This window comes from Mariniflexile sp., from assembly GCF_041583155.1.
Classification (GTDB): Bacteria; Bacteroidota; Bacteroidia; order Flavobacteriales; family Flavobacteriaceae; genus Mariniflexile.
This window is the reverse complement of record NZ_JBFHGK010000002.1, coordinates 15868-39476: the sequence shown is the minus strand read 5'-3', so window position 1 is coordinate 39476 and position 23609 is coordinate 15868. Positions and strand designations below refer to the sequence as shown.

The window sequence follows — 23609 nt, the reverse complement described above, 5'->3', positions numbered from 1 at the left end:
AATTATTATAAAATATCAATGAAAAAACTCTGATAATGAATTTGGTAAACAAGTTGTGTCCAAACATTAAAAATACACCTAAAACGGATATCCAATAGCTAAATTGAATACTAAGTTTTCTTGTCGCCAACCGTTACTTCCAAAATTTATATCATCTATCACCCACCTATTGCCTTCTGGCAAATATGGTTTTCTTAATGGAAATGCAAAATCTGTTCGCAGTACTAAAAAACTAAAATCAAATCGTAATCCCAAGCCAGCACCAACTGCTAATTCGTTTAAAAACTGATTAGAAAATTTAGAACCAGGTTTCTCTGCGCTTTCATTTAAAAGCCAGATATTACCAGCATCTACAAATAAGGCGCCTTTTATAAATTTGTAAATATCTGTTCGTAATTCCGTATTTAATTCCAATTTCAAATCTCCAGATTGGTCTGGTAAAAATGAGTTAGTAACCTCGTTGCCATTAAAGGTTCCCGGACCAATGGACCGCGCTCTAAAAGCTCTAACACTGCTAGTTCCACCAATAAAAAACTGTTTAATGAATGGCATTTCTTTAGAATTGCCAAATGGAATGCCAGCCCCCACAATAATCCTACTAGCCAAAGTTGTTTCTTTACTAAAATGATAAAAATGACGAAACTCCATTTCTAATTTGGTGTATTGACTAAATGGCACCCCTAGAATACGTTTAGGATTATCTGCATTATTAGCTCCCAACAACAACCCAACTGAATTTCCAGACAAATCAACTTCTCCTTTAAAATAGATGTTGTTTTTTCTGTTCTTTAACATGGTATTAGTGTAGGTATAAGAATAATTTGTACCTAATATAAATTGTTTATCTATTACTTTTTGTAAGGAAGGGTTGTCTTCTATTTGCGACTTATATAAATCGGAAACATTGTTTGAAGACGTATAAGCAATATTTATTACGTTTAAATTATGCTCTTTACGTTCATTTTCTTTCCAAACATACCCAAAAGAACTATTAAATGTTTTTAATGAATACAGTTTTGTTCTTAGCTGATACTCGTAACTTAAAGAAGCCTTGGTGTTTGGAACATAAGCGCTACCTGAACTCATAGCTATTGGGGAAATAAAACGTGGCCAAATTAAACTAGTTTCGCCACCAAATCGATATACATTAAAACCTTTATTCTGACCCGATACCTGAACTTCCAAGCCAGCAAAAGCTGATATTTTTAAAAGTTCCGCTCCTTTAAACGTATTCCTATTACTCCAATTGATATTTAATTCGGTTCCTGAATAATTGGCTGAGTTTGTTTTGGCTAAAGCTTCTGTTTGGATTGATTTTTTAGGTAAGGGTGTTAGATAATAGTAGGTATCCAATAGATTTTTTATGGAATCATTTTCTTTAAATTCATTTTTCACAAATTTAAAGGTACCTAATGTTATTAATCTGTTTAAAGACAAATTATGAGTTGTTCTATTATAGAAATCACCTTTGTCAAACAGCAAGGTTTTATCAAATATGAATGGCTTGAATACAGTTTTGTTATCAATAATTGTTAGGTCTTTATACTTAATCGTATCCATTTTTCTAGAGGCAATGGTATCTCTTTTCAAATTAAAACTCGGATAGACGTAAATATCATTTATGCTGTATTGGATTTTAGCATTTTCAGGAATATTCTTTTTTAGTTTTAATAGTAAATCCACTTCATGGCTGGCTACAGTACTATCCACCTGAACAAAGAGGTAATCCTCATTAAAATAGTAAAACCCCCGTTCTTTTAATTTAGCATCAATTCTTGTTCTTTCGTTTTTTATTTCATCTAAATCATAAGGGTTTCCTGGTTTTAGAAGACTTTGTTCTTTCAAAACATTTATTTCCTTGCTTAGAAGTAAACTGTCCTTTGGAAAAACTACCGATCTAATTTTATATCGGTTATGCAATTTCGCTTCATATTTAGCTTTTGCCTTCTTACCCTTTCTAATAGAATCTGCCAACGATTCTGCATTAAAAAAACCTTTGTTTTCAATATAATTTTGAATTACTTTTCTATTGTATTCCAAATCAACTTGACTCATTAATATTGGTTTTGAACCTAATTTATACTTTACCCAGTATTTAAAACCTTTCTCTTTTTTCACCTCCCCAACCAAATTGTAAAAGAAGATACTTGGACGCATTCCTAAAAAGGATTTATTAGGAATCGGACGCATTATGGCATCTAATTCAGATTCTATTGCTTTTTTTATTTTTTTAGATTCCGTTCCTCTTTCAATAGCTATAGAATGCCCTACGTACAACAAATCTCCCTCTGGAATTTTACGTGTACCGCTACAGCTCAAAAGCATTAAAACTGTAAAAACTAACAAAATGCTATTATTTAGTTTCATTCTTTTTCTTGTCTTTTTTTCTGTCTTTACGATTCTTTTGAAATAATTCTTTAAACTTGTTGTAATTCATTGTGATGATGAATGCAACTCCTGTTTCAATAACCTGACCCTGTAAAGCTACCTGATAATTATTCTTTCTATAAGCTCTGAATTTATAACGACCATCTTCGGTAATTAAGTAATCGGCCGTTACATCTCCAGCGATTGTAGAAGCTTGTTGATTTTCTTGGGGCGTACCTTCCAGACCAATATTGCTACCCACAGTAACTTTCAGTCGGTCATTTAAGAGCTGTTTTGATAAGCCAACATTTAAATCGGTTCGTTCTTCTTTTTGTCCGGAGCTATAATCTTCGGTGGCTTCCAGATCAAAATTCAATTCAAAACCTTTTATTAGGTCTCCTGCTAAATTGTTTAATTGTTGTGATAAAATTTTACTAGCACTTTGTTTTGCTAAAAAAGCTCCGCTTACGCCACCGGTTTCACTTTGGAAAGGGTTTTCACCTATAAAACGATTTAGTAACAACAAAGCGAATACTTGTTTGTTAAGCGCATCTTCATCGCGCCTAATTTGTTCTAATTTGGTTTGTGTTGTATTGATAATTTCAGTTGAAACAGCATTGTTTTCCTCAGGTAATACAATGTCGAATGAAATTTGAGGTTGTAATAATTCACCTTTCATTTTTAATTCGGTTTCAAAAGGAATTCTTTGTTTGTAGGTGTTACGAGTTTCATCTGTTATACCGGATAATTGGTCATCAACCAGGTCTAAGGGGGAAGCCTCTACATTATAAATAGCTGTGATATCCACATTTGCAGTGGTTGGTTCTCCGGTCCAGAGAATATAACTCCCTGGCTTGATATCGAATTTTCTTTTTATTAAATTGAAATTCATTTCATACGATCCGCCACTAAACTCATATTTACCCGTAAGTGTTGTTTTACCTGAAGCATCAATGCCTCCTGTTAGTTCGGCTTCTCCTTGTAGTTTTAAGAAATCACCATTGGCTTCATCTATAATTATAGATATTTCAGCTTTTTTATCTACAACAATGTTTACCGAAGCATTAATGCCCCTAACTTCTGTTTGTGTAATCTCAGTTGTGGGATTATCAGCCGTAATTAGTATGGGCTGATCCTGATCGATAAACTCAACCACACCTTCCCTATCGGCTATTGATGGATCACTTTGCGGTAAAACAATAGCAAATTTAGTATCCGCATTTATTTTTAAGGTACCATCAACTACAGGATTATCTAATGTGCCTTTGATGTTTAAATTATTATCTAAAAATAATTCACCATAAAATAAATCATTACTATTTGCTTTTGAATTCACAGCCTTAAAATTATTGGCTATTACATTTAAATTGAACCCTAAATTGTTATAATCCTTACTATCAATAACACCATTTATCTTTAAAGGATTCCCATTTTCATCTTGCAATTTAAAATCATCAAAACCAATTTGATTGGTATTAAAAGTGATTTGATCATTAAGCAAATTAAACTTTGAATTTAAAGGAACCACCAAAAAACCCACATCATTAAATTTAATATTACCATTAATCGTTGGGTTAGAAGCTATGCCATTAATAGTTAATTTTCCGTTTAGAAAACCTTCACTGTCATCTAAATTTTCTAACGTAAATGGCTGAATGGATTGCATTTGCAACTTTTGAATAGCTACAACAAAGTTTAAATTCTCATTACTTACATTGTAATTTCCATTAATAGTTAATTGATTATTTAATCCCGACAATGTCATATCTGCCTGGTATAAATTGGCAGTTCCATTATCTACTTTTAAATTAATGGTACCTACCGTATCATTTTTAATTTTAAAATTTTCAATATTTAAATCGGCAACAAATAAAGGGCTTGTATTTACATTCTTAATGGTAGCCTCACCGTTTATAGCGCCCCCTATTTGAAAATTAGATTGTGCTATACTAGTTAAAGATTCTAAATTAAAATTTTCAAAATGGGCTGTAATCGGTGCATCTACTTCATCACCTTCGGATTGTAAAGAAAAGCGTTGTTGCTTATTCTCAATTTTAAAGTTTGAAATTTGAATCCCTTTGTCAGCTATTTTTATACGATTATTCTTGTCAATATTCCAATCATTATAATTCAGAAGAAATTTTTCAGGATTGAAACTAATATGGGAACTCCCTAAACTATCTTTAAAAACTCCCGAGATGCTATACTTATCTTTATTTAATGCATCTTTTACAAGTAATGAATAATCAACTGTATTAGCTTCTGCCTTACCAAATAAAGTCGTTTTTGCTATCTCAAATTGGCTGTTTTTTATCTTTGTTAAAGTTAAATTATACTGTAATGCATTAGCCTCGGAGCTAACTTTTATAATACCGCCAGAAATTTCATTGTTTGCAAAGCTCAATCTTGGAATAATAACATCTAACGCCATGGAGTCGTTCACCGTATTGTAACTCCCCTTTAATATAATTTCAGATAATTCTGTAAGTTCAGGGATAATTTTTTTAGTGATTTGGTTGTCCTTAACGGTAACTTCAAAATCAAAATTCTGTTTTTCATCATTCTTAACATAAGCCTTCTCTAATTGATAATATTTTGAAATGGAATTTGTTATCTGATCCCCAATGTTTGATAAATTGTAATTTCCAGAAATTATTCCTTTAACAAATTGCGATTTTAATATTATAGAATCTTTTTCAATACTAGAAATAGCTCTTATGCTTATAGTATCAATAGGGAATTGCTCAGTTTCTAAGGCTACTAAGAAATTATTAGCGCTAAGGGTACCATTTAAATTTTCGAGGTTTAAATCTTCAAAATTGGCAGTTATATTCCCTTTCATTTTTAAAGGACCTGCATGTAGATTTAGCTTATTTAAATCAATTAATTCTAAATCTAATTTCAAGTCCAAATTTGGTTTTTCTGGATTTGTAGAACCTTTGGCATTTAAATTAAAATTAATATTTGGATCATCAGATTTAACATTAGCATCATATAATCCATTATCAATTTTACCACCAATTACGATGTTCTGGTAATCATAATTATTGAATTTAGCTGTAGCAATTTTGGAATTTAGTTCTGCCTGCATATGCGCAGGATCAAGGCTTCTACCCTTAAGAGAAGCATTCACAGTCACTTTACCAACCTTGGTGTTTTTAATTAATTTACCCAAATCAAAATTATCCAAACTAGCTTCTGCAAGATACTGTTCCTCATTTTTTCGGGATTGATTGAAAGAGGCATCGACTATAGCTTTTCCAAATGGGCTTTCAAGTAGGATATTCGTTTTAAAATCATTAATACCTCCTTTAAAATGTCCTTTCAAATTAAAAATTTCTGGTAACTGAATATTGTCTGGAATCGTATTTTTAGGAGTAAAAGCATAAATATCTTTGGATGAGCTTTTAAAGTTTACAACAGCAATATCAAAAATGCTTTCATTCATATTTGGTAGTCCGGTTATGCTACCATTTATGTCTAAATAAGTACTTCCTAATCCGTTTACATTAAAAGTGTCAATATTTAAATTATCTAACCTTCCTTTTAATATAGAATTGAAATTTAAAACGGCAGCTTCATTATTCCTAAAAACAGGATTAGTGCGTAATTGAGGTACAAGTAATAGAACGTCTTTAAAGCCAAGTTTACTATCTGTTAAACGCGCATTAACCACTAAGTTTTCCGGATTTTCACTAAGTGATTCGATGGAAGGATACGAAACCTGAATGCTGTTTTGCAGTATGGTTTGAGGCGTTTTTAAATACATGTCTTTCAAAGAGGCGCTTTTAGCTCCGTAATTAAAACTCGTTGTTAAAGCTTCTAACTCAAACCCACTTTGTTCTTTAAATTGAAATGATTCAATATTGCCTGAATAGGTAGTGTCATTTATGACAATTGATTCTGCTTTTACACTTAAGTCAAATAATTGTAAATAATTGAAATCAATTCCTTCACTTACTTTTACTGCATTATTATTACTAAATCCGAAATTGAAATGTGTGATTGAAATATCATTGAAATTAATTTTCCAGAAGGAATTTGAAGTATTCTCGACAGTTTCTTCTTTGTTTTTTTGTGATTTTAATAATGTAAAGTCACCCTTAGTTTGGTTTAATGTTATTGTATTTACCGCAATGAGTTGCTCTTCTAAATCGATTTTTGAAATCTCCGTATTTAAATTCTTAAACTGAATTTCGGTATCAATGCCTGCAATAACATCCTTATACTTTACATTAATATTATCTAAATTAATGTTTTTCAAATTCAATTTTAAAAGCTTTATTTCTGTTTCATTATCATCATCAATTATTTCAGAAACTTTATTCGACACTTCAATAGGTTCTTGATTATAACTTAATTTTAAGCCCTCTAAATTGATATCAGGTACACCAAAAGAAAGATTATCTAAATCAAACTTGCTAATTTTAGTATCAAGATGATTAATATATAAGTCGATGTAATTTTTAGAAACCGCATCTTGGTAAGTGAATTTAATACGGTTTAGATTGATGTTTTTAATAGCAATTTCCATCGGGTTATCATTAGTTTTTGGCTCATCTGTTTCAAAAGCTTTTATGATATAATCGAAATTATAAACCGAATCGGCATTGACTTTAATATTGGCTGTAATACGTTCCAAATGGATGGCATTTATTTCAATGGTATTACTTAGTAATTTTAGTAAGCTAATATCTACTTTCAGCGTTTTTCCGGCCAACAAGGTGTCTCGATGTTGGTCTTCAAAATAGAAATCACGAAGAATTACTTTTTTTGGTAAACCTATTTCAATAGAGCCAACTTCAACCTTCGTTTTTATGGTTTCTTCTAGAAATACAACCGCCTTATCTTTTACATAATTTTGAACAAAAGGTATTTGTAGCGCAAGCACAACTAACAAAAAAATCGCTATAAAAGTTAATAGGATTTTTAAAATTATTTTAGCTACTTTCTTTAATAGAACCATTCAATGTTTTATAATACTCTTATATAAAATTACTACTTTGATTTAATTTTATTCAACTTATTTTTATTGAAAAAATAATTGGTGAAGATATTCCTTAAAATTGCTATACTATTTATACAATTATTATGAATTCTTTCAAAATTTTAATTTTATTGGTTGAAGACTATTTTTAAGAATAAAAAACTGCTTTTAATTATCTCAATATATTTCTTCAATAGACTTAAAAATATAAACGCCCTTAAACAATGTTCAAGGACGTTTATATAGTTAATAGAAGATGTATTACCTTAATTCCGGAATTTTGCACACATCCATATCTCCGTAATCTAGATTCTCACCTGCCATTCCCCAAATAAATGAGTAATTACTTGTTCCTGAACCCGAATGTATAGACCATGGTGGTGAAATTACCGCTTGGTTATTTTGCATCCAAATGTGTCTGGTTTCTTGTGGCTCACCCATAAAATGACAAACGGATTGTCCTTCTGGAATTTCAAAATAGAAATAAACTTCCATTCTTCTATCGTGTACGTGCGCAGGCATCGTGTTCCAAGAACTTCCTACTTTTATAGAAGTCATACCCATTTGTAATTGGCAAACATCAACCACACTGTTTACAATATATTTTCTTAGGGTACGAGCATTGGCCGTTTCTGGCGAACCTAATTCAATCACTTCAACATCATCCGTTCCAATTTTTTTTGTTGGATACGCCTTATGCGCTGGTGTTGAATTAATATAGAACATAGCAGGTTTACTGCTAGATTTACTAGCAAAAACAACACTTTTATTTCCTTGCCCTACGTACAACGCTTCTTTATGGTTAATTTCGTAATCAGTGCCATCTACAGTTACTACACCACTTTCACCTATATTGATAATACCCAATTCTCTTCTTTCTAAAAAATAAGGTGCTTTCAGCGGATCGATAGTTTCTAAAGTAAGTGGTTTATTTACTGGCAATACTCCTCCAGTTATAAAACGATCGTAGTGAGAATACACTAGGTTAATTTTATCAGACTCAAAAAGGTTTTCAATTAAAAATTCATTTCTTAACTGTGTTGTATTATAACTTATAACCCCTTGTGGGCTAGAAGCATAACGTGATTCATAACTAATAGACATAATTTTATAATTTAATTATTATTAATTTACTTGATTTATTTAGTGAATTGTAATTTACAATATAATGACGGTTAAGCTTACAGCACCTTGTGCCCCAATTACCAAACATTGCTCGATATCTGCTGTTTTTGAAGGCCCCGATATAAACACACCAAAGGTTCTATCTCTTTTTGAAATGGCTTCAAAAGCACTGTGCATATGCAAGTGAATATCTTTCTTATTTACAATTAAAACCAAATCGTTTGTAATGAAAGGTAGCACTCTTAGGGTAACATCATTTTCAGCAATCCAAACCGCACCATTTTCGGCAACAGCTAATTCTCCATGAATTATAGCTAAATCGATAGCTTCTAATCCATGAGGATCAGTACTTTCTGAAATAGAAATGCTTCCTAAACCAGAGGCCTTGGTACAGGAAACAATTTTTGATGCATTAGGATATAGTTTCTTTATTTCTATATCTAAATTTTTAATGTCGTCTAATTCTACAGCCCTTCCTCCAACAAATTCAACATTACCAATAAATGTTTTTACCAAATCCTTATCTTCAGCAAACACATTTAAATCAATTTCCGGTAATGGCAAAGATGTAGGTTTGTTTTGTTTTACGGCTTTTAAAATGGATTCTCTGCTCATTTCTTTTGTCTGTTTTTATACCATTCATCAAAATTACTATTCTTAACTTCAGGCAAATCTCTTGCTTTTCCCCAGGCGTTTAACTTGGAGTAAATTATAAACTTCGGCATGTGTTTTAACATAAAACGTGCAGACTTTCCTGCAATACCATACATTTTAGAACTAGCTAAAACACGTCCTGCCATTTTTAAGGTCGTTTTTTTAACTACCGGCTGCGGAACATCTTTTGTAATTATTTGTCGCCACTTGTATAATTGTTCGTGGATATTGATTTTTACCGGACATACATCGCTACACGACCCACATAAAGTGGAAGCAAATGGTAACGAACTATGTTTTGTTAAATCTTTGCCTGGCGATAAAATGGAACCAATAGGTCCTGGAATTGTGGCTTTGTAACTATGCCCACCACTTCGCCTGTAAATAGGACAGGTGTTCATACATGCTCCGCAACGAATGCAATGTAAGGACGCTCTAAAATCCTCTCGACTAAGTTGCTCGGTTCTACCGTTATCAACAATCACGATATGCATTTCTGTGCCTTTAGCTGGTTTATTAAAATGCGATGAATAGGTTGTAATTGGTTGTCCGGTTGCACTTCTTGCCAATAACCTTAAGAAAACACCTAAATGTTTTTCCTGCGGTATTAGCTTTTCCATACCCATACAAGCAATATGAACTTTGGCTAAATGCGCACCCATATCGGCATTTCCTTCATTGGTACACACTACAAAACCACCTGTTTCTGCAACCGCAAAATTAACACCAGTTATAGCAGCATCTGCTTTTAAAAATTTATCGCGTAAATGTTTTCTAGCTTCGTTTGTTAAATATTGTGGATCGCCATTACTTGGCTTGGTTCCTAAATGTTCTTGAAACAATACATCAACTTCTTCCTTCGTTTTATGTATTGCTGGCAACACTATGTGGCTTGGTGGCTCTTCTGCTAATTGAACGATGCGTTCACCCAAATCCGTATCGACCACTTCAATACCATTTGCCTCCAAATACGGGTTTAAATGACATTCTTCAGTAAGCATCGATTTACTTTTAACTACCTTCTTTACATTCGTTTTTTGAAGAATACTATGCACAATTTTATTATGCTCTTCTGCATCGGCTGCCCAATGAACAGTGACCCCATTCTTTTTGGCATTTTCTTCAAATTGAATAAGATAATCATCTAAATTGGAAAGTACATTCGCTTTTATGGCCGATGCCAAATCTCTAAGCGTTTCCCATCCTTGCACATTGTGCGCCGATTTATCTCGTTTTTGTCGAACAAACCAAAGTGCTTTATCGTGCCAATTAACTTTTGCCTCGTCTTTATTAAATATTGCTGCTTCGTCTGCGTGTGCCATAATTTAGATACTGCTATTTAAAATTTCTGCAATGTGCATCACCTTTAAAGGCTGTTTATTTCTATTTACTAACCCTTCTAAATGCATTAAACACGAATGGTCTGCCCCCGTAATAACCTCTACATCGCTGTCAATATGATCTTGAATGCGGTCTTTTCCCATTTTTACGGAAATGGCTTCTTCAAATACTGAAAATGTACCTCCAAAACCACAACATTCATCTGGCCTGTTTAACGTTTTTAGTTCTAAACCTTTTACGTTATTAAGTAAATCTTCTTCGGTGGAATAATGTGCGTCCATTCGTTCTGAGCAGGACCCCAATCGTAAACCACGTAACCCATGACAACTTTTATGAATGCCAACTTTATGCGGAAAGGATGCTCCTACATCGGTTCTTCCCAAAACATCATGAATAAATTGACATAATTCGTAAATATTTTTTCTAACTCGTTTTACATCGTCTGTTTGCTCTAAAATATCAAAATGCTTTTTTACATGATATACGCAGCTTCCTGAAGGCCCTACTATATAATCATAAGCTTTAAAATTTTCGACAAATAACTGACAGATACCTTTTGAATCTTGTTCGTATCCAGAATTCCCCAAAGGTTGTCCACAACAGGTTTGTCCCATCGGGTAATCCACTTCAACTCCTAATTTTTCAAGAAGTTCTAATGTGGCAATACCTACTTGCGGATATAATTGATTAATGTAACATGGTATAAATAAACCTACCTTCATTCTATGTATTATTAAATTTTATATCGGAAATACCAATAACTAAAAAGCACAAAAAACTAATTATTGAACAAGCTATGTTAGCTCTATAATAATCAAAATCGTTTAACATACTATGTTTATGATTTGGACGCATTAATTATTGAATCCCCTATTCTGCTAGGTTAAAAAAAACAATTTAATTTTAACTATTTTAGGTGTTTTTGGCTTAATAATTACAAATGTAAACGATTACATTAAAACTATTACCCTATTTTACACACTTTTTCTAATAAATGGAAAAAAATTAAATTCTCGTAAATTTATAGTTTTAAACCAAATATTGGGGTACAAACTAAATTTAATTTTAAAATTATTTACAGATTTAGTAGTTCTTTTCTATCAACCCTTTGCAGTGTATTTAATATATTTGTCTGAACCATAAATCCAACAACTTGTACACAATTAAGACTACCGAAAAAACAACCAATCAAGACACTATTATTGAACTTAAAAATGCAAATAATAGCACTTTTGTAAAAATATATTTAAACTTAGGAGCTAGTGCACAGGAATTAACTCTAAATGGTCATACTATTATCGAAGATTTGACACCACTTACTTATAATAACACGTACGCATCTTCCATCCTATTTCCATTTGCCAACAGAATTAAAGATGGAAAATATACGTTTGAAGGAAAAGAATATCACTTTGAAATTAACGAACCTGGTAACAATAACGCCTTACACGGCTTAGTTTACAATAAAACTTTCCAAATAAAAGAACAGAAAACAACCGAAACTTCGGCTTCTGTAACACTAACTTATGTGGAAGAAAATGAATCTGCAGGTTTTCCATATACCTACACCTTGGAATTAGAATATATTTTAACGGATTCTAGTTTAGATATAAATGTACTTGTAACAAATACCGATTCTAAAACATTTCCATTTACTTTAGGTTGGCATCCTTATTTTAGCACGAGTAATTTATTTGAGAGCACTTTAAATTTTGATTGTGATACGCAATTTACTTTAGATGAAAGGTGTATTACAACGGGTACCAAAACTATTAAAAACATCCCTGTTTTTGAAGTAAAAGACAAAAATTTAGACGATTGCTTTATATTAAATAGTAATAAAACACAGTTTAATACACCCGATTTTGCTCTTCAAATAAGCGCTTCTTCTAATGAAAACTTTTTACAGCTTTACACGCCTCCAAAAGTAAATGTTATAGCTATTGAACCTACCACAGGTGTATCAGATAGTTTTAATAATAAAGTAGGCTTGCAACTTTTAAAACCAAACCATAATTATAAAGTAAACTGGCAAGTGAAATTAATTTAACCTTAGTTTTAGCAGGTAATTACTATAATATAATTTCAAAAGTTATATTTTTGATAATTAATTAAATAAACTCAACAGCCCCTAATGAAGCGTTCCATTTATTTAGTATTAACCCTAATTTTTTTAATGCTTTGGAGTTCCTGCCGGAAAGATTTTGAATTTTCTCCAAGCACTGGAAGTCTTCAATTTTCTAAAGACACGGTGTATTTAGATACCGTTTTCACCAACATTGGTTCCAGTACTTACAACCTAAAAGTTTATAATAAAAGTAATAACGACATTCTTATTCCATCCATAAAATTGGCTTTAGGAAATGCGTCCAATTACCGATTAAATGTAGACGGACTACCAGGAAAGGCCTTTGAAAACATACAAATACTTGCTAACGATAGTCTATTTATTTTTGTAGAAACCACGATTGACTACAACAATTTTTCAAACCCAAACGGCAACTTTCTATATACCGACCAAATAGAGTTTGATGCTGGTACGAATCTTCAAAAAGTAGAATTGGTTACACTTGTTCAAGACGCCGTTTTCATTTATCCAAACAGAGATACGGCCACAAAAGTAATTGAAACACTTAAAATTGATATTAATGGTGACGAGGTAGAAACAGACATTCAAGGCCGTGAGTTACAACCAAACGAACTGACCTTTACCAAAGACAAACCCTATGTTATTTATGGTTTTGCCGCTGTACCTAGTGGCGAAACTTTAACCATTAATGCCGGTGCACGCATTCACTTTCATGAAAACTCAGGGTTGTTAATTTCTGAAGGCGCCACCTTAAACGTAAATGGTAGTTTAAGTACAGACCAAAAGCTTTTAGAAAATGAAGTCATTTTTGAAAGTGACAGATTGGAACCTAATTTTTCTGAAATTTCAGGACAATGGGGTACTATTTGGTTTTTTGAAGGCAGCCTGAATAATACTATAAATTATGCTACCATTAAAAATGCTTCCATAGGTATCTTGTGTGATGGAGATGCCAACGTTGCAACCGAAAAACTAAAAATCACCAATTCACAAATTTATAATAATAGTAGCTTCGGAATTTTAGGTAGAAACACCTCAATTACAGCTGAAAATGTGGTAATTAATAACTCAGGTCAATCCTCATTTGCTGGAACATTTGGCGGAAAATATAATTTTACCCATTCTACCATTGCTAATTATTGGTATGGCTCCAGACAATTTCCTTCCGTATTATTAAACAATTTTATTACGGATGAAGATGATAATGTGATTGTTACTAATTTAACCGAAGCTAATTTTAATAATTGTATCATTTACGGTAATGATAACCCCGAAATTCTATTAGATGAAATTGAAGATGCCGCCGTGGTTTTTAACTTTAAATTCACAAATTGTTTAATTAGATTTGATAATAGATATAATAATTTAACTGGGCCTAATTACGATTTAACCGATACAAACCACTACCAAGGAAACATTTTTAATCAAGACCCGAACTTCTATAACACGGATTTAAATCAATTAATAATCGGTAAAACCTCTGCAGCCATAAACAAGGGGCTATCCTCCTTTGCAACACAGGTGCCTTTTGATATTTTAAATGTAAGTAGAACAGCCACGCCCGATATTGGGGCGTATCAGCACATTGTTTTTCCGGAGGAGGACTAATACGGTATTTAACCCACCAATTTTAGACTTTACAAAAAATATTGCTTATTTTAGAAAATAACATAAGTGGTTTACTAAAAAATACTTTTAGTTTTCCAAAGTAAAAACCTTTGAAGAAAAAACAATTAAAAACTTATGAATCAAAAATTAAAAACAGCGTGTTTTATAACTTTTATTTCACTTTTTGCTTGTAATTCAGATAAAAAATCTAAAAATGAACAGTTAACTCCCATAAAAGAACATAAAGTTATATCTTCTAAAAATCAGTTTAATAATTATTGGTATTCAGGAAAAGCCGAGTTGAATAGCTATGAGCTAAAGCAATCCCGCTATGGAGAAATCCGTGATGGCGAAGTGATTTTAGTATTTGTTACCGAACCATTTTCGCTAAACAAACAAGTAAAATTAGACAATGCAAAGGAAGCTGGATCCGATAAAGTATCGGTTATGAAACTAAATCAAATTAGACGATTCACCACGGGCATTTATGATTATTCTATTATTAATACAACTTTCACTCCAATTGATTCAAGAAAACATCCGCATACATTAAAACTGAATACAAGCATTCAAGAATGGTGCGGGCAAACGTTTACACAATTAAACCTAAAAGAAAATAGTTATCTCGTTCAACAATTCTCATATTTTGAAGCTGATGGAGACACTGAAACAAACCTTCCAGTAACACTTTTGGAAGACGAATTAATGACCCGAATTCGTATAAATAATGGCCAATTGCCTGAAGGAGAATTAGATTTGATATTTTCAACTATTTATAGTCGTTTTACTCATAATAAAATGAAGGCAGCAAAGGCTATAATTAGTAAAACAACAACAGATACTACAATTCAATACAACATTAAATATTTGAATTACAAAAGGAAGGTTTCTATTGATGTACAAAAAGAATTCCCTTATAAAATACTGGCTTGGACAGAAGATGATGGTGATGGCCAAATAACTGAAGCTCGCTTAAAAAAGACCATAAACGAGCCATATTGGCAACTAAAAAGCAATTCCGATGAAGCAAAAAGAAGGGAAATGCAGCTAATTAAATAAATGACTCTGTATTTTACCTTAGCTATCCCCTTTAAAAAATTTTAATTTTTAATTAGATTATTACCAATGATTTTTAGAAAAGCAACTGAACAAGACCTTGCAGCGATAGTAGAACTGATGGCTGATGATATGCTTGGGAAAGACCGAGAAAATGTCCAAAACCCACTACCTATAGCCTATTTAAAAGCTTTTGAAAGAATAAATTCAGATGAAAATCAAGAACTTATTGTGGTTGAAAATGAAAATTCTGAAATTATTGGCACCCTACAGATAACTTATATTCAGTATTTAAATTATTGTGGTACACTAAGAGCGCAAATAGAATCGGTTATTATTAGAAAGGACCAAAGAGGACTCGGGATTGGTAAAAAAATGTTTGAATGGGCCATACAGAGAGCCAAAGACAAGGGTGCTAAGATAGTACAACTTACTAGTGATAAACAGCGCCCTAGAGCTATCAAATTTTACGAAGATTTAGGCTTTAAAGCCACGCATGAAGGCATGAAATTGCATTTTAAATAAGAATTTCATTGTAATACGTCATTGCGAGGCACGAAACAATCTATTTACTATTTATACTACTATTATAATGAAATTACTTCACTGAGTTAGCAAGAACGAGGGTTTTATGAGATGGTTTCAATGGTTCCTCCTTGGCCATGACATTGGAATTAGAACTTATGTTAGCTGGTGGCTGCGTTAACGATTGAACGGCTTGTTTGAGCTCCCCGCCGAAGAAGGGAGCGAGTAGTGAAAGCGTGTTAAAACGCCATAAAAAGAAAAAATCCTACTTAATGCAGGATTTTCTCTTTTTATACTATTAGCCGTTTACTTAATAGCATTGGCCATAAAGGTAAATTATACAAATAATGGGCGTCCTGCCATCATTGCATTTACTTTATCTTTAACCACTTCTAAAACGGTTTCGTTTTCATAATTGGTGATTACTTCATCAATTAAATCGACAATCACAATCATATCAGCGTCTTTTAAACCTCTAGTTGTAACGGCTGCTGTACCAACACGAATACCAGATGTTACAAAAGGTGAACGTGTATCAAAAGGTACCATGTTTTTATTTACGGTAATATCTGCTTTTACTAAAGCGTTTTCTGCATCTTTTCCTGATATATTTTTATTACGTAAATCGATTAACATACAGTGGTTATCGGTACCATCAGAGATGATGTTGTAACCTTTTCCAATTAAGGCTTGTGCCATAGTAGCTGCATTCGATTTTACTTGTAATTGATAATGTAAAAAATCATCGGTTAAAGCTTCACCAAAGGCAATTGCTTTGGCTGCGATAATATGCTCTAACGGACCTCCTTGGTTTCCTGGGAACACCGCAGAATCCAATAGAGACGACATTTTACGTAAACTTCCGTCTTTTAAAGTAATTCCAAACGGATTATCAAAATCTTGTCCCATCATAATCATACCGCCTCTTGGGCCTCTTAAAGTTTTATGAGTAGTGGTAGTTACAATGTGGCAATGAGGCATAGGATCATTTAAAATACCTTTTGCAATTAAACCTGCTGGATGCGAAATATCTGCCATTAATATAGCTCCAACGCTATCTGCAATCACTCTAAAACGTTTAAAATCGATATCACGAGAATATGCAGATGCACCAGCAATGATTAATTTTGGTTTCTCTTTTGTAGCAATTTCTTGAATTTTATCATAATTTAAAACACCTGTTTCCTGCTCTACACCATAAAATACAGGGTTATAAAGTTTACCAGAAAAGTTTACCGGCGATCCGTGTGTTAAGTGACCTCCATGCGATAAATCGAATCCAAGAATTTTGTCTCCTGGGTTCAAACAGGCATGATATACAGCGGTATTAGCCTGACTTCCAGAGTGTGGCTGTACATTAACATAAGCAGCTCCGAACAATGCTTTTGCTCTATCAATAGCGATTTGCTCTACTTCATCAACTACCTCACAACCACCATAGTAGCGTTTACCAGGATATCCTTCAGCATATTTATTGGTTAATACAGAACCTGCAGCTTCCATTACCTGTGGGCTTACAAAATTCTCAGACGCAATAAGTTCAATACCATGTAATTGGCGTTCCTTTTCTGCTTCAATTAGTTCAAAAATTTGTTCGTCGCGTTGCATAAATTTAGTTTCTTGTTAAATATTCGGCAAAAATAACAAATAGATTAGTTAAATTCATCAAAAAACATATATTTACTTTTAAGTTTTTAACCATTTTATTAACGATTAATAGAAACTTATTTTTTTTTGGTTTTATTCCGTTAAAATGAAAAAAATGTGTAGGTTTGAATATATTTCCAAAAACACTAAACAAATAAGTTATGCCATTATACGCTAACAATCCAGATAGAAAGTCGTGGTTACACGTCGATAAAAATTCCGATTTCCCAATCCAGAATATTCCTTTTGGCGTGTTTTTAACGCGTGATGATGTTATTACCATTGGCACTAGAATTGGTGACACCGCCATTGATTTAGGCGCTTTGCACCAATTAGGCTATTTTATTGACATCCCATTAACGGACGATATCTTTCTTCAGGACACCTTAAACGATTTTATTGCCGACGGTAGAAAAACGTGGCGTGCCGTAAGAAACCGCATTGCCCAAATTTTTGACAGCAATGATAAAACACTAAAAGAAAACAAAAGCCATAAGGAAATTGTATTATTCCGATTGGATGAAATTGAAATGCAGCTACCTGTACAAATTGGCGATTTTACCGATTTTTACTCAAGTATGGTGCATGCAACTAACGTTGGTAGTATGTTTAGAAGCACAGAAAACCCATTATTACCAAACTGGTTACATATTCCGGTAGGTTATCATGGCAGAAGTTCTTCTATAATCCCATCGGGTATCCCGGTAAATAGACCACAAGGACAAACGCTTCCTGAGGGTTCTGATACGCCCGTATTTGGACCAAGTAAATCGGTTGATTTTGAGTTAGAAATGGGATTCATTACAACCGTAGCCAACGATTTAGGAGAACCGATTCCCATTGAAGAAGCCGAAGAACACATTTTTGGTCTAGTACTTTTAAATGATTGGAGTGCTCGCGATATTCAAAAATGGGAATACGCACCATTGGGGCCATTTTTAGCAAAAAACTTTGCAACCTCAATATCACCATGGATCGTAACACTAGACGCCTTAGAGCCTTACCGTGTTGATGGACCTAAACCAATAAAGCCTCAATTAGATTACCTTACTATTAAAGGTAAAAGAAGTTTTGATATTAACTTGGAAGTAGCTATTCGTCCAACCGGCGCCAAGGAAACCGTTGTGTGTAAGTCCAATTTCAAACATTTATATTGGAGCATGGCGCAACAATTAGCACACCATACGGTAAACGGTTGCCCTGTAAATTCGGGCGACTTAATGGGTACAGGCACTATTTCAGGTCCAACACCCGACTCCTATGGTTCTATGTTAGAATTAACTTGGAAAGGCGAAAAACCTATTAAAATGAAAGATGGTAGCGAACGTAGCTTTTTAAATGATAATGACACTGTTATAATGCGTGGTTTCTGTGAAAAAGACGGAACTCGTATTGGTTTTGGTGAAGTTTCAACGAAGTTGTTACCTGTTTTTACTAAGTAAAACACCTCTTCAATAAATGGTGAGCAGTAGCGAACCATTTAAAATAAAATACAAACCTAAAAAAAGCCTAATAAAAATTATAAAGAAGTCTCGATACTGTATCGGGGCTTCTTTTTTTAGATGATTTTGTATTATAATTCATATTAAAAACATTAATTTAAATCATTTTAACCGATTTATTAGCATCTTATCTGTTGTTTTATTAATTTGGCACTCTTATTGAAAAACGCTTTCAATAATCCAAAATTAAAAATCATGATAAGAACTCTACTTTCCCTTTTACTAATTACCTGCACCCTATCCTGCAGTACTAGTAAACAAATTGAAAAAGCCGTAAGTGCCGGAAATTACGATCAGGCCATTTATGATGCTATAGGTAAATTACGAACCAATAAAGAAAAAAAAGGAAAGGCTGATTTTATTGCCATGCTTCAAGAAGCGTACAACAAAGCCAATGAACGCGATTTAAGCAACATTGACTTCCTTAAAAAAGACAATAACCCAGAAAACTATCTACGAATTTATGATATGTACGTAGGTTTAAACAAGCGCCAAGAACTTATAAAACCTTTATTGCCACTTGCCATTAATGGAAGAGCGGTGAAGTTTGATATTAAAGATTATTCTTCACAAATTATTATTTTTAAAAATAACGCTTCTTTAAATTTATACAACAATGCATCTGCGCTTTTAAAATCAAATAATAAATTAGATGCTAGGCAAGCCTTTGCTATATTACAGGATATTGAAGATATAAACCCAAACTATAAAGATGTACGCAACCTTTTGGAGGTAGCACATAATAAAGGTACCGATTTTGTTTTAGTGAATATGATTAACGATACCCGTAAAACGATCCCTACTCGATTGGAAGATGATTTGTTAAACTTTAGCACCTACGGACTTAATAATTTATGGACAGTTTACCACAGTAACCCTGTAGAAAAAGTGACCTACGATTACAACATGCGGGTAAACCTAAGAGATATTAATTTATCGCCAGAACAAATTAAAGAACGCCAAATTATAAAAGAAAAACAAGTTGCAGATGGCAAACAGAATTTGTTGGATGCGAAAGGAAACGTGGTAAAAGACAGCCTTGGTAAAGCCATACAAGTTGATAAATTAATAACCGTACGTTGCGAATACTACGAAAGTACACAATTTAAATCGGCAAAAGTAGCTGGCAACGTAGAATATATAGACATGATAAACAAACAATTAGTAGACGCTTTCCCAATAAGCAGCGAATTTGTGTTTCAACATGTTTTTGCTAGTGCTCGTGGCGATAGACGCGCTTTAGAAACAACACTACTACCATTTTTAAATAACAGACAAGTACCATTTCCTTCGGAAGAACAAATGATTTACGATACTGGTGAAGATTTAAAACTGCAATTGAAGAAGATAATTAATTCTTATAACCCTACGAGGTAGAAAGAAATATATAAAGAACTATTTTTTGTTCGTTCGAGCTCAGTCGAGACCTATACTACGTTAATAGCTAAAAGTTTTCAACAGCGTTCGAACGGACATCTTCATTGTTTTTTTTAAAAATATAATTGAAATTTCCTATCTTCAATTAAAAGCATTACTGGTTCACGATTTTGTGGGAAATCAAAATAAAAAGTCTTTTTTAAGTTACTATTTCCCTTCACTTTTTTCTTCTTTTTTGAAAATGGTTTTAAAAAATAAACAGGGTACCTTTTATTTAAATGGTCAACTGCAAAAACATTTTCGTAATTTAAATCAATAGGAGTCTTTCCTGTATTCTTAATAATTAATTGAATCATTTTAAAAGACCCTAGAGAAGGATATATAGCCTTTGAACCTTGAGGAATTGAATATCTATCTACTACCTTTAAAACCTGAACATCCAAATTTTTAAAATCCGGATTTTGACAGTAACAATAGGAACTATTTAATAGAAACAATAATGAAATAATGTTTAAACACTTCAATAAATTTGCCATATTCTATCTTTATATTATTTGCTTAAAAATTTACTAATAAAATCATTTGACATAGCTGTTGAAGAATCAACTTTTAAAAGACCTGTTTCTGGACATTCAAAAATCTTTAACCTTACAATCTAATCTCCAATGAATAAATTTATCATTATAATGAATTAAACCTATCATTATTTTACGTTTCGGATAATTTCTTACTAAATTAATTTAAGATTGTATTTAATGAATTAAATCAAAATAATATTTCAAAATTAGATTTTCCAAACGATTCTTTAAAATAAAAAAGTAAACAGCTACAAATAGTTATGAACAATTACCACAACTAAAAAGCCGCCTCACACACCACTTCAACCACCTCTTTAGAAACAGGATGCACAAACGTTAACCTTTCAGCATGTAGGTAAAGTCGGTTGGCTTTTGTGCCATACAAATCATCACCAACAATAGGTAACTGTAAACCTTGATTGTGCGCTGCATGTACGCGAAGTTGGTGGGTTCTGCCCGTAACTGGGTAAAAATGGATACGTGTCTTTCCGTTTTCTATGGCAATAACTTGGTAGTTGGTTACTGCTGGTTTTCCGTGTTCGTAGCATACTAATTGCTGCGGACGATTATCTAGATCTACTCGCAAAGGCAAGTTTACACTGCCTTCGGCAGTTTTCAAAACACCATCCAACAAGGCCACATAGCGCTTTTTAATACTACGCTCAATAAATTGTTTTTGTAATTGTTTGTGGATGCGAATACTTTTAGCAACTAACAATAACCCCGATGTGGACATATCTAACCGATGAACTAACAACGGTCCTGTGGCATAAGGTAAGTACTGTTTCATTTTGGTGAAAACCGACTCATTAGTAGTTTTTCCGGGTACCGATAAAAATTCGGGGGGTTTGTTTAGTAGTAATAAATGGTCGTCTTCAAAAACAATTTCTAAATCTTTTTGATAACTTATTGACTGCTCTATGGGGTTATCTTCAACCGCTAGACCTTGCATCATATGTCCTAATATAGGCTCACATTTACTGCGGCAAGAAGGGTAAAACTGTTTGTGTTTACGTACTTCCGATTTTGGGGAAGCCCCCCACCAGAACTCAGCCATACAAATGGGTTTCAAATTGTTTTCATAAGCAAACTGAAATAACTTAGGCGCAGCACACTCTCCCGATCCTGCTGGTGGAATGGGTGAACTGGTGTTCTTAAAAATATCGAGCAAATCTTTATTTTCACCTTCTGCATTTAAAAATTGGTATTGCTCATGAATCCGCTTTTGTAAGGATGCCGACAATTTAGCGCGTTCGTTTTTTAACTCTTGAATGGGTTCAATAAAACCATTCAGAACCGCTTCAGCTTCCCGAATACGCTGATCTTCGGCTTGTTTAAAGTGCTTCAATCGTAACTGAAACCCAATACTTTGTTGGTTTAAAGCAGCTTCCAAAGCTTCAAAAGCTTCAAGAGGCAAGTTTTTTTTAGCTGCTTCACGTTTTTGGTTTCTCAGTTTTTTAGCTTCTTTTATTTCAGCTTTAAGTTGTGTTACATCATCCGTAAATGCCTTTTTATATTCTAATACCTTTGCCTGAGCATTCTTAAATTGTTCCGCTTGCTCCAAAGCTTCAATTTGAGCATTCATAACATTCAATTGTGCTTCTCCCTTTTTATAAAATCCGGCCTCATTCAAGGTATTATAAACTGTAGGCACAAATCCTGCAATAGCGTTACTATCGGCTAGTTTTCCCGAAAAGGCAGCTAAGTAACCTAAGTCATTTTCTGAGTTTTCAACTACCATAACCCCAAACATCTTACCTATTATAAGGCCAGACTGCTTTGGATTTAAGCCAAAATTATGAGTGAAATCTGTCTGATTTTCTAAATAATTCTGAAGTTGCTGAGCCGCCAAAATACTTAACCTATGCGGTTCGTAGTAAAACGGAAAGGTGAACTTTTCGGGCAAATTGATACCCAACACATTTTTTAAAGGATGAAAGAATGTTTCGCCAAATTTACACATACTTACCTGAAACAATGTGCTTTAATGATGTAGTTGGTAAATTATAAAGATATACCCAAGTTTTAACAGACTCTTTATTATCTAAACTAGCTTCAATTAATGTTCGTGTATATTCGTTGGCGTGTTCACCAGTATCTCCAATGCCCTCATAATCATCCAAAACTTTAAATGTCTTTTCAGGGTTTAGAATTCTAAAAATATGTCCATAAACCTTTTCCTCAGCATTATCACTTAAAACAGCACCCGGGTACCAAGACACTTTATATAGGTTTCCATGAAAGTAACCTTCACCCACAAATTCTGAGTTTCTTTCTAAAAATTTAGACATGTAACTCTCGAAATCTTTTAGCAAGGTTCCGTAAACAAATAAATAATCGGATTTCATGGCATTAAAAGCTATTAGATAAGATTACTTAATTCCAAACTATTGATACCTCCGTGACTTTCATAAGCCACCGCTTCACCATCTTTAATAACTAAAAGCTGAGGCGATTCGTGTAAAACTTTAAACTTTGTAGCAATTTCATTAGAAATATCTCGATAATTTAATAAATCTAAAAAATATAAATCCAAATGGTCTTCTGTTAAATAAAAATCTGCTTCAAACTGTTTTAAAACCATTCGACTAATACCACAACGTGTTGAGTGCTTAAATATAACTTGTGTTTTTGTATTTGATTTAATTTCAATTTCTTGTAATTGTTCCAAGGCTGTTAATTGAATCCACGGCAAAGTTTTACGGTCTTTATCTTCGGTAGATCCACTAAATATTTTATTAAAAAATCCCATT

Annotated in this window: 17 protein-coding genes; 6 read left to right on the top strand and 11 right to left on the bottom strand. The window is 33.0% G+C overall.

Features of this window, described 5'->3' with window-relative positions:
* Positions 1–78: 78 nt before the first annotated feature.
* The 6 genes from ABYI63_RS01030 to ABYI63_RS01005 all read right to left on the bottom strand — a co-directional run bounded on the left by ABYI63_RS01030 (position 79) and on the right by ABYI63_RS01005 (position 11196).
* On the bottom strand, positions 79–2367 hold the full coding sequence (locus ABYI63_RS01030; RefSeq protein WP_372752498.1) for a BamA/TamA family outer membrane protein: 2289 nt from the start codon (positions 2365–2367) through the stop codon (positions 79–81).
* Positions 2354–7333 carry a translocation/assembly module TamB domain-containing protein gene (locus ABYI63_RS01025; RefSeq protein ID WP_372752496.1) on the bottom strand — a complete coding sequence of 1660 codons (4980 nt, stop codon included), beginning with the start codon at positions 7331–7333 and terminating at the stop codon, positions 2354–2356. Before ABYI63_RS01025 ends, ABYI63_RS01030 begins: the two co-directional genes overlap by 14 nt.
* 282 nt (positions 7334–7615) lie before the next feature.
* Positions 7616–8458 (bottom strand): 5-dehydro-4-deoxy-D-glucuronate isomerase, encoded by an 843-nt coding sequence (kduI, locus tag ABYI63_RS01020; RefSeq protein ID WP_372752494.1) that lies wholly within the window; start codon positions 8456–8458, stop codon positions 7616–7618.
* A gap of 54 nt (positions 8459–8512) precedes the next feature.
* Positions 8513–9094 (bottom strand): lactate utilization protein C, encoded by a 582-nt coding sequence (locus ABYI63_RS01015; protein WP_372752492.1) that lies wholly within the window; start codon positions 9092–9094, stop codon positions 8513–8515.
* The gene (locus ABYI63_RS01010; RefSeq protein ID WP_372752490.1) at positions 9091–10455 is read right to left on the bottom strand and encodes a lactate utilization protein B; all 1365 of its coding nucleotides are present in this window, start codon (positions 10453–10455) and stop codon (positions 9091–9093) included. The genes ABYI63_RS01015 and ABYI63_RS01010 overlap by 4 nt, the downstream gene beginning before the upstream one ends.
* 3 nt (positions 10456–10458) lie before the next feature.
* On the bottom strand, positions 10459–11196 hold the full coding sequence (locus ABYI63_RS01005) for a (Fe-S)-binding protein (RefSeq protein ID WP_372752488.1): 738 nt from the start codon (positions 11194–11196) through the stop codon (positions 10459–10461).
* 431 nt (positions 11197–11627) lie between these two features.
* Between ABYI63_RS01005 and ABYI63_RS01000 the strand changes: the two genes are divergently transcribed.
* The 4 genes from ABYI63_RS01000 to ABYI63_RS00985 all read left to right on the top strand — a co-directional run bounded on the left by ABYI63_RS01000 (position 11628) and on the right by ABYI63_RS00985 (position 15752).
* A complete protein-coding gene (locus ABYI63_RS01000) occupies positions 11628–12524 on the top strand; it encodes an aldose 1-epimerase (RefSeq protein ID WP_372752486.1) in 897 nt (298 codons plus the stop codon).
* Between the two features lie 84 nt (positions 12525–12608).
* Positions 12609–14171, top strand: coding sequence for a right-handed parallel beta-helix repeat-containing protein (locus tag ABYI63_RS00995; protein WP_372752484.1), 1563 nt, complete (start codon positions 12609–12611; stop codon positions 14169–14171).
* Positions 14172–14306: 135 nt separating this feature from the next.
* Positions 14307–15230, top strand: a complete 924-nt coding sequence (locus ABYI63_RS00990) for a septum formation inhibitor Maf (RefSeq protein ID WP_372752482.1) — start codon at positions 14307–14309, stop codon at positions 15228–15230.
* Positions 15231–15296: 66 nt separating this feature from the next.
* Complete coding sequence (locus tag ABYI63_RS00985; protein ID WP_372752480.1) at positions 15297–15752, top strand: N-acetyltransferase family protein; 456 nt, start codon at positions 15297–15299, stop codon at positions 15750–15752.
* Positions 15753–16088: 336 nt separating this feature from the next.
* Here the strand turns inward: ABYI63_RS00985 and glyA are convergent, their stop codons facing one another.
* Entirely contained in the window at positions 16089–17360 is a 1272-nt protein-coding gene (glyA, locus tag ABYI63_RS00980) for a serine hydroxymethyltransferase (protein ID WP_372752478.1), read from the bottom strand.
* A 200-nt stretch (positions 17361–17560) separates the two neighbouring features.
* Between glyA and fahA the strand changes: the two genes are divergently transcribed.
* The gene (fahA, locus tag ABYI63_RS00975; protein ID WP_372752476.1) at positions 17561–18841 is read left to right on the top strand and encodes a fumarylacetoacetase; all 1281 of its coding nucleotides are present in this window, start codon (positions 17561–17563) and stop codon (positions 18839–18841) included.
* A gap of 255 nt (positions 18842–19096) precedes the next feature.
* Positions 19097–20278: a hypothetical protein gene (locus tag ABYI63_RS00970; RefSeq protein WP_372752474.1), complete on the top strand. Its 1182-nt coding sequence runs from the start codon at positions 19097–19099 to the stop codon at positions 20276–20278.
* A gap of 113 nt (positions 20279–20391) precedes the next feature.
* On the opposite strand, the gene ABYI63_RS00965 is transcribed toward ABYI63_RS00970, so the two are convergent.
* The 4 genes from ABYI63_RS00965 to ytxJ form a co-directional block, all read right to left on the bottom strand.
* Complete coding sequence (locus ABYI63_RS00965) at positions 20392–20814, bottom strand: hypothetical protein (protein ID WP_372752472.1); 423 nt, start codon at positions 20812–20814, stop codon at positions 20392–20394.
* Positions 20815–21133: 319 nt separating this feature from the next.
* The gene (locus ABYI63_RS00960) at positions 21134–22819 is read right to left on the bottom strand and encodes a pseudouridine synthase (RefSeq protein ID WP_372752470.1); all 1686 of its coding nucleotides are present in this window, start codon (positions 22817–22819) and stop codon (positions 21134–21136) included.
* Entirely contained in the window at positions 22812–23204 is a 393-nt protein-coding gene (locus ABYI63_RS00955) for a gamma-glutamylcyclotransferase (protein WP_372752468.1), read from the bottom strand. The genes ABYI63_RS00960 and ABYI63_RS00955 overlap by 8 nt, the downstream gene beginning before the upstream one ends.
* Positions 23205–23218: 14 nt before the next feature.
* Positions 23219–23608 carry a bacillithiol system redox-active protein YtxJ gene (gene ytxJ / locus ABYI63_RS00950; protein WP_372752466.1) on the bottom strand — a complete coding sequence of 130 codons (390 nt, stop codon included), beginning with the start codon at positions 23606–23608 and terminating at the stop codon, positions 23219–23221.
* Between the last annotated feature and the right edge of the window lies 1 nt (position 23609).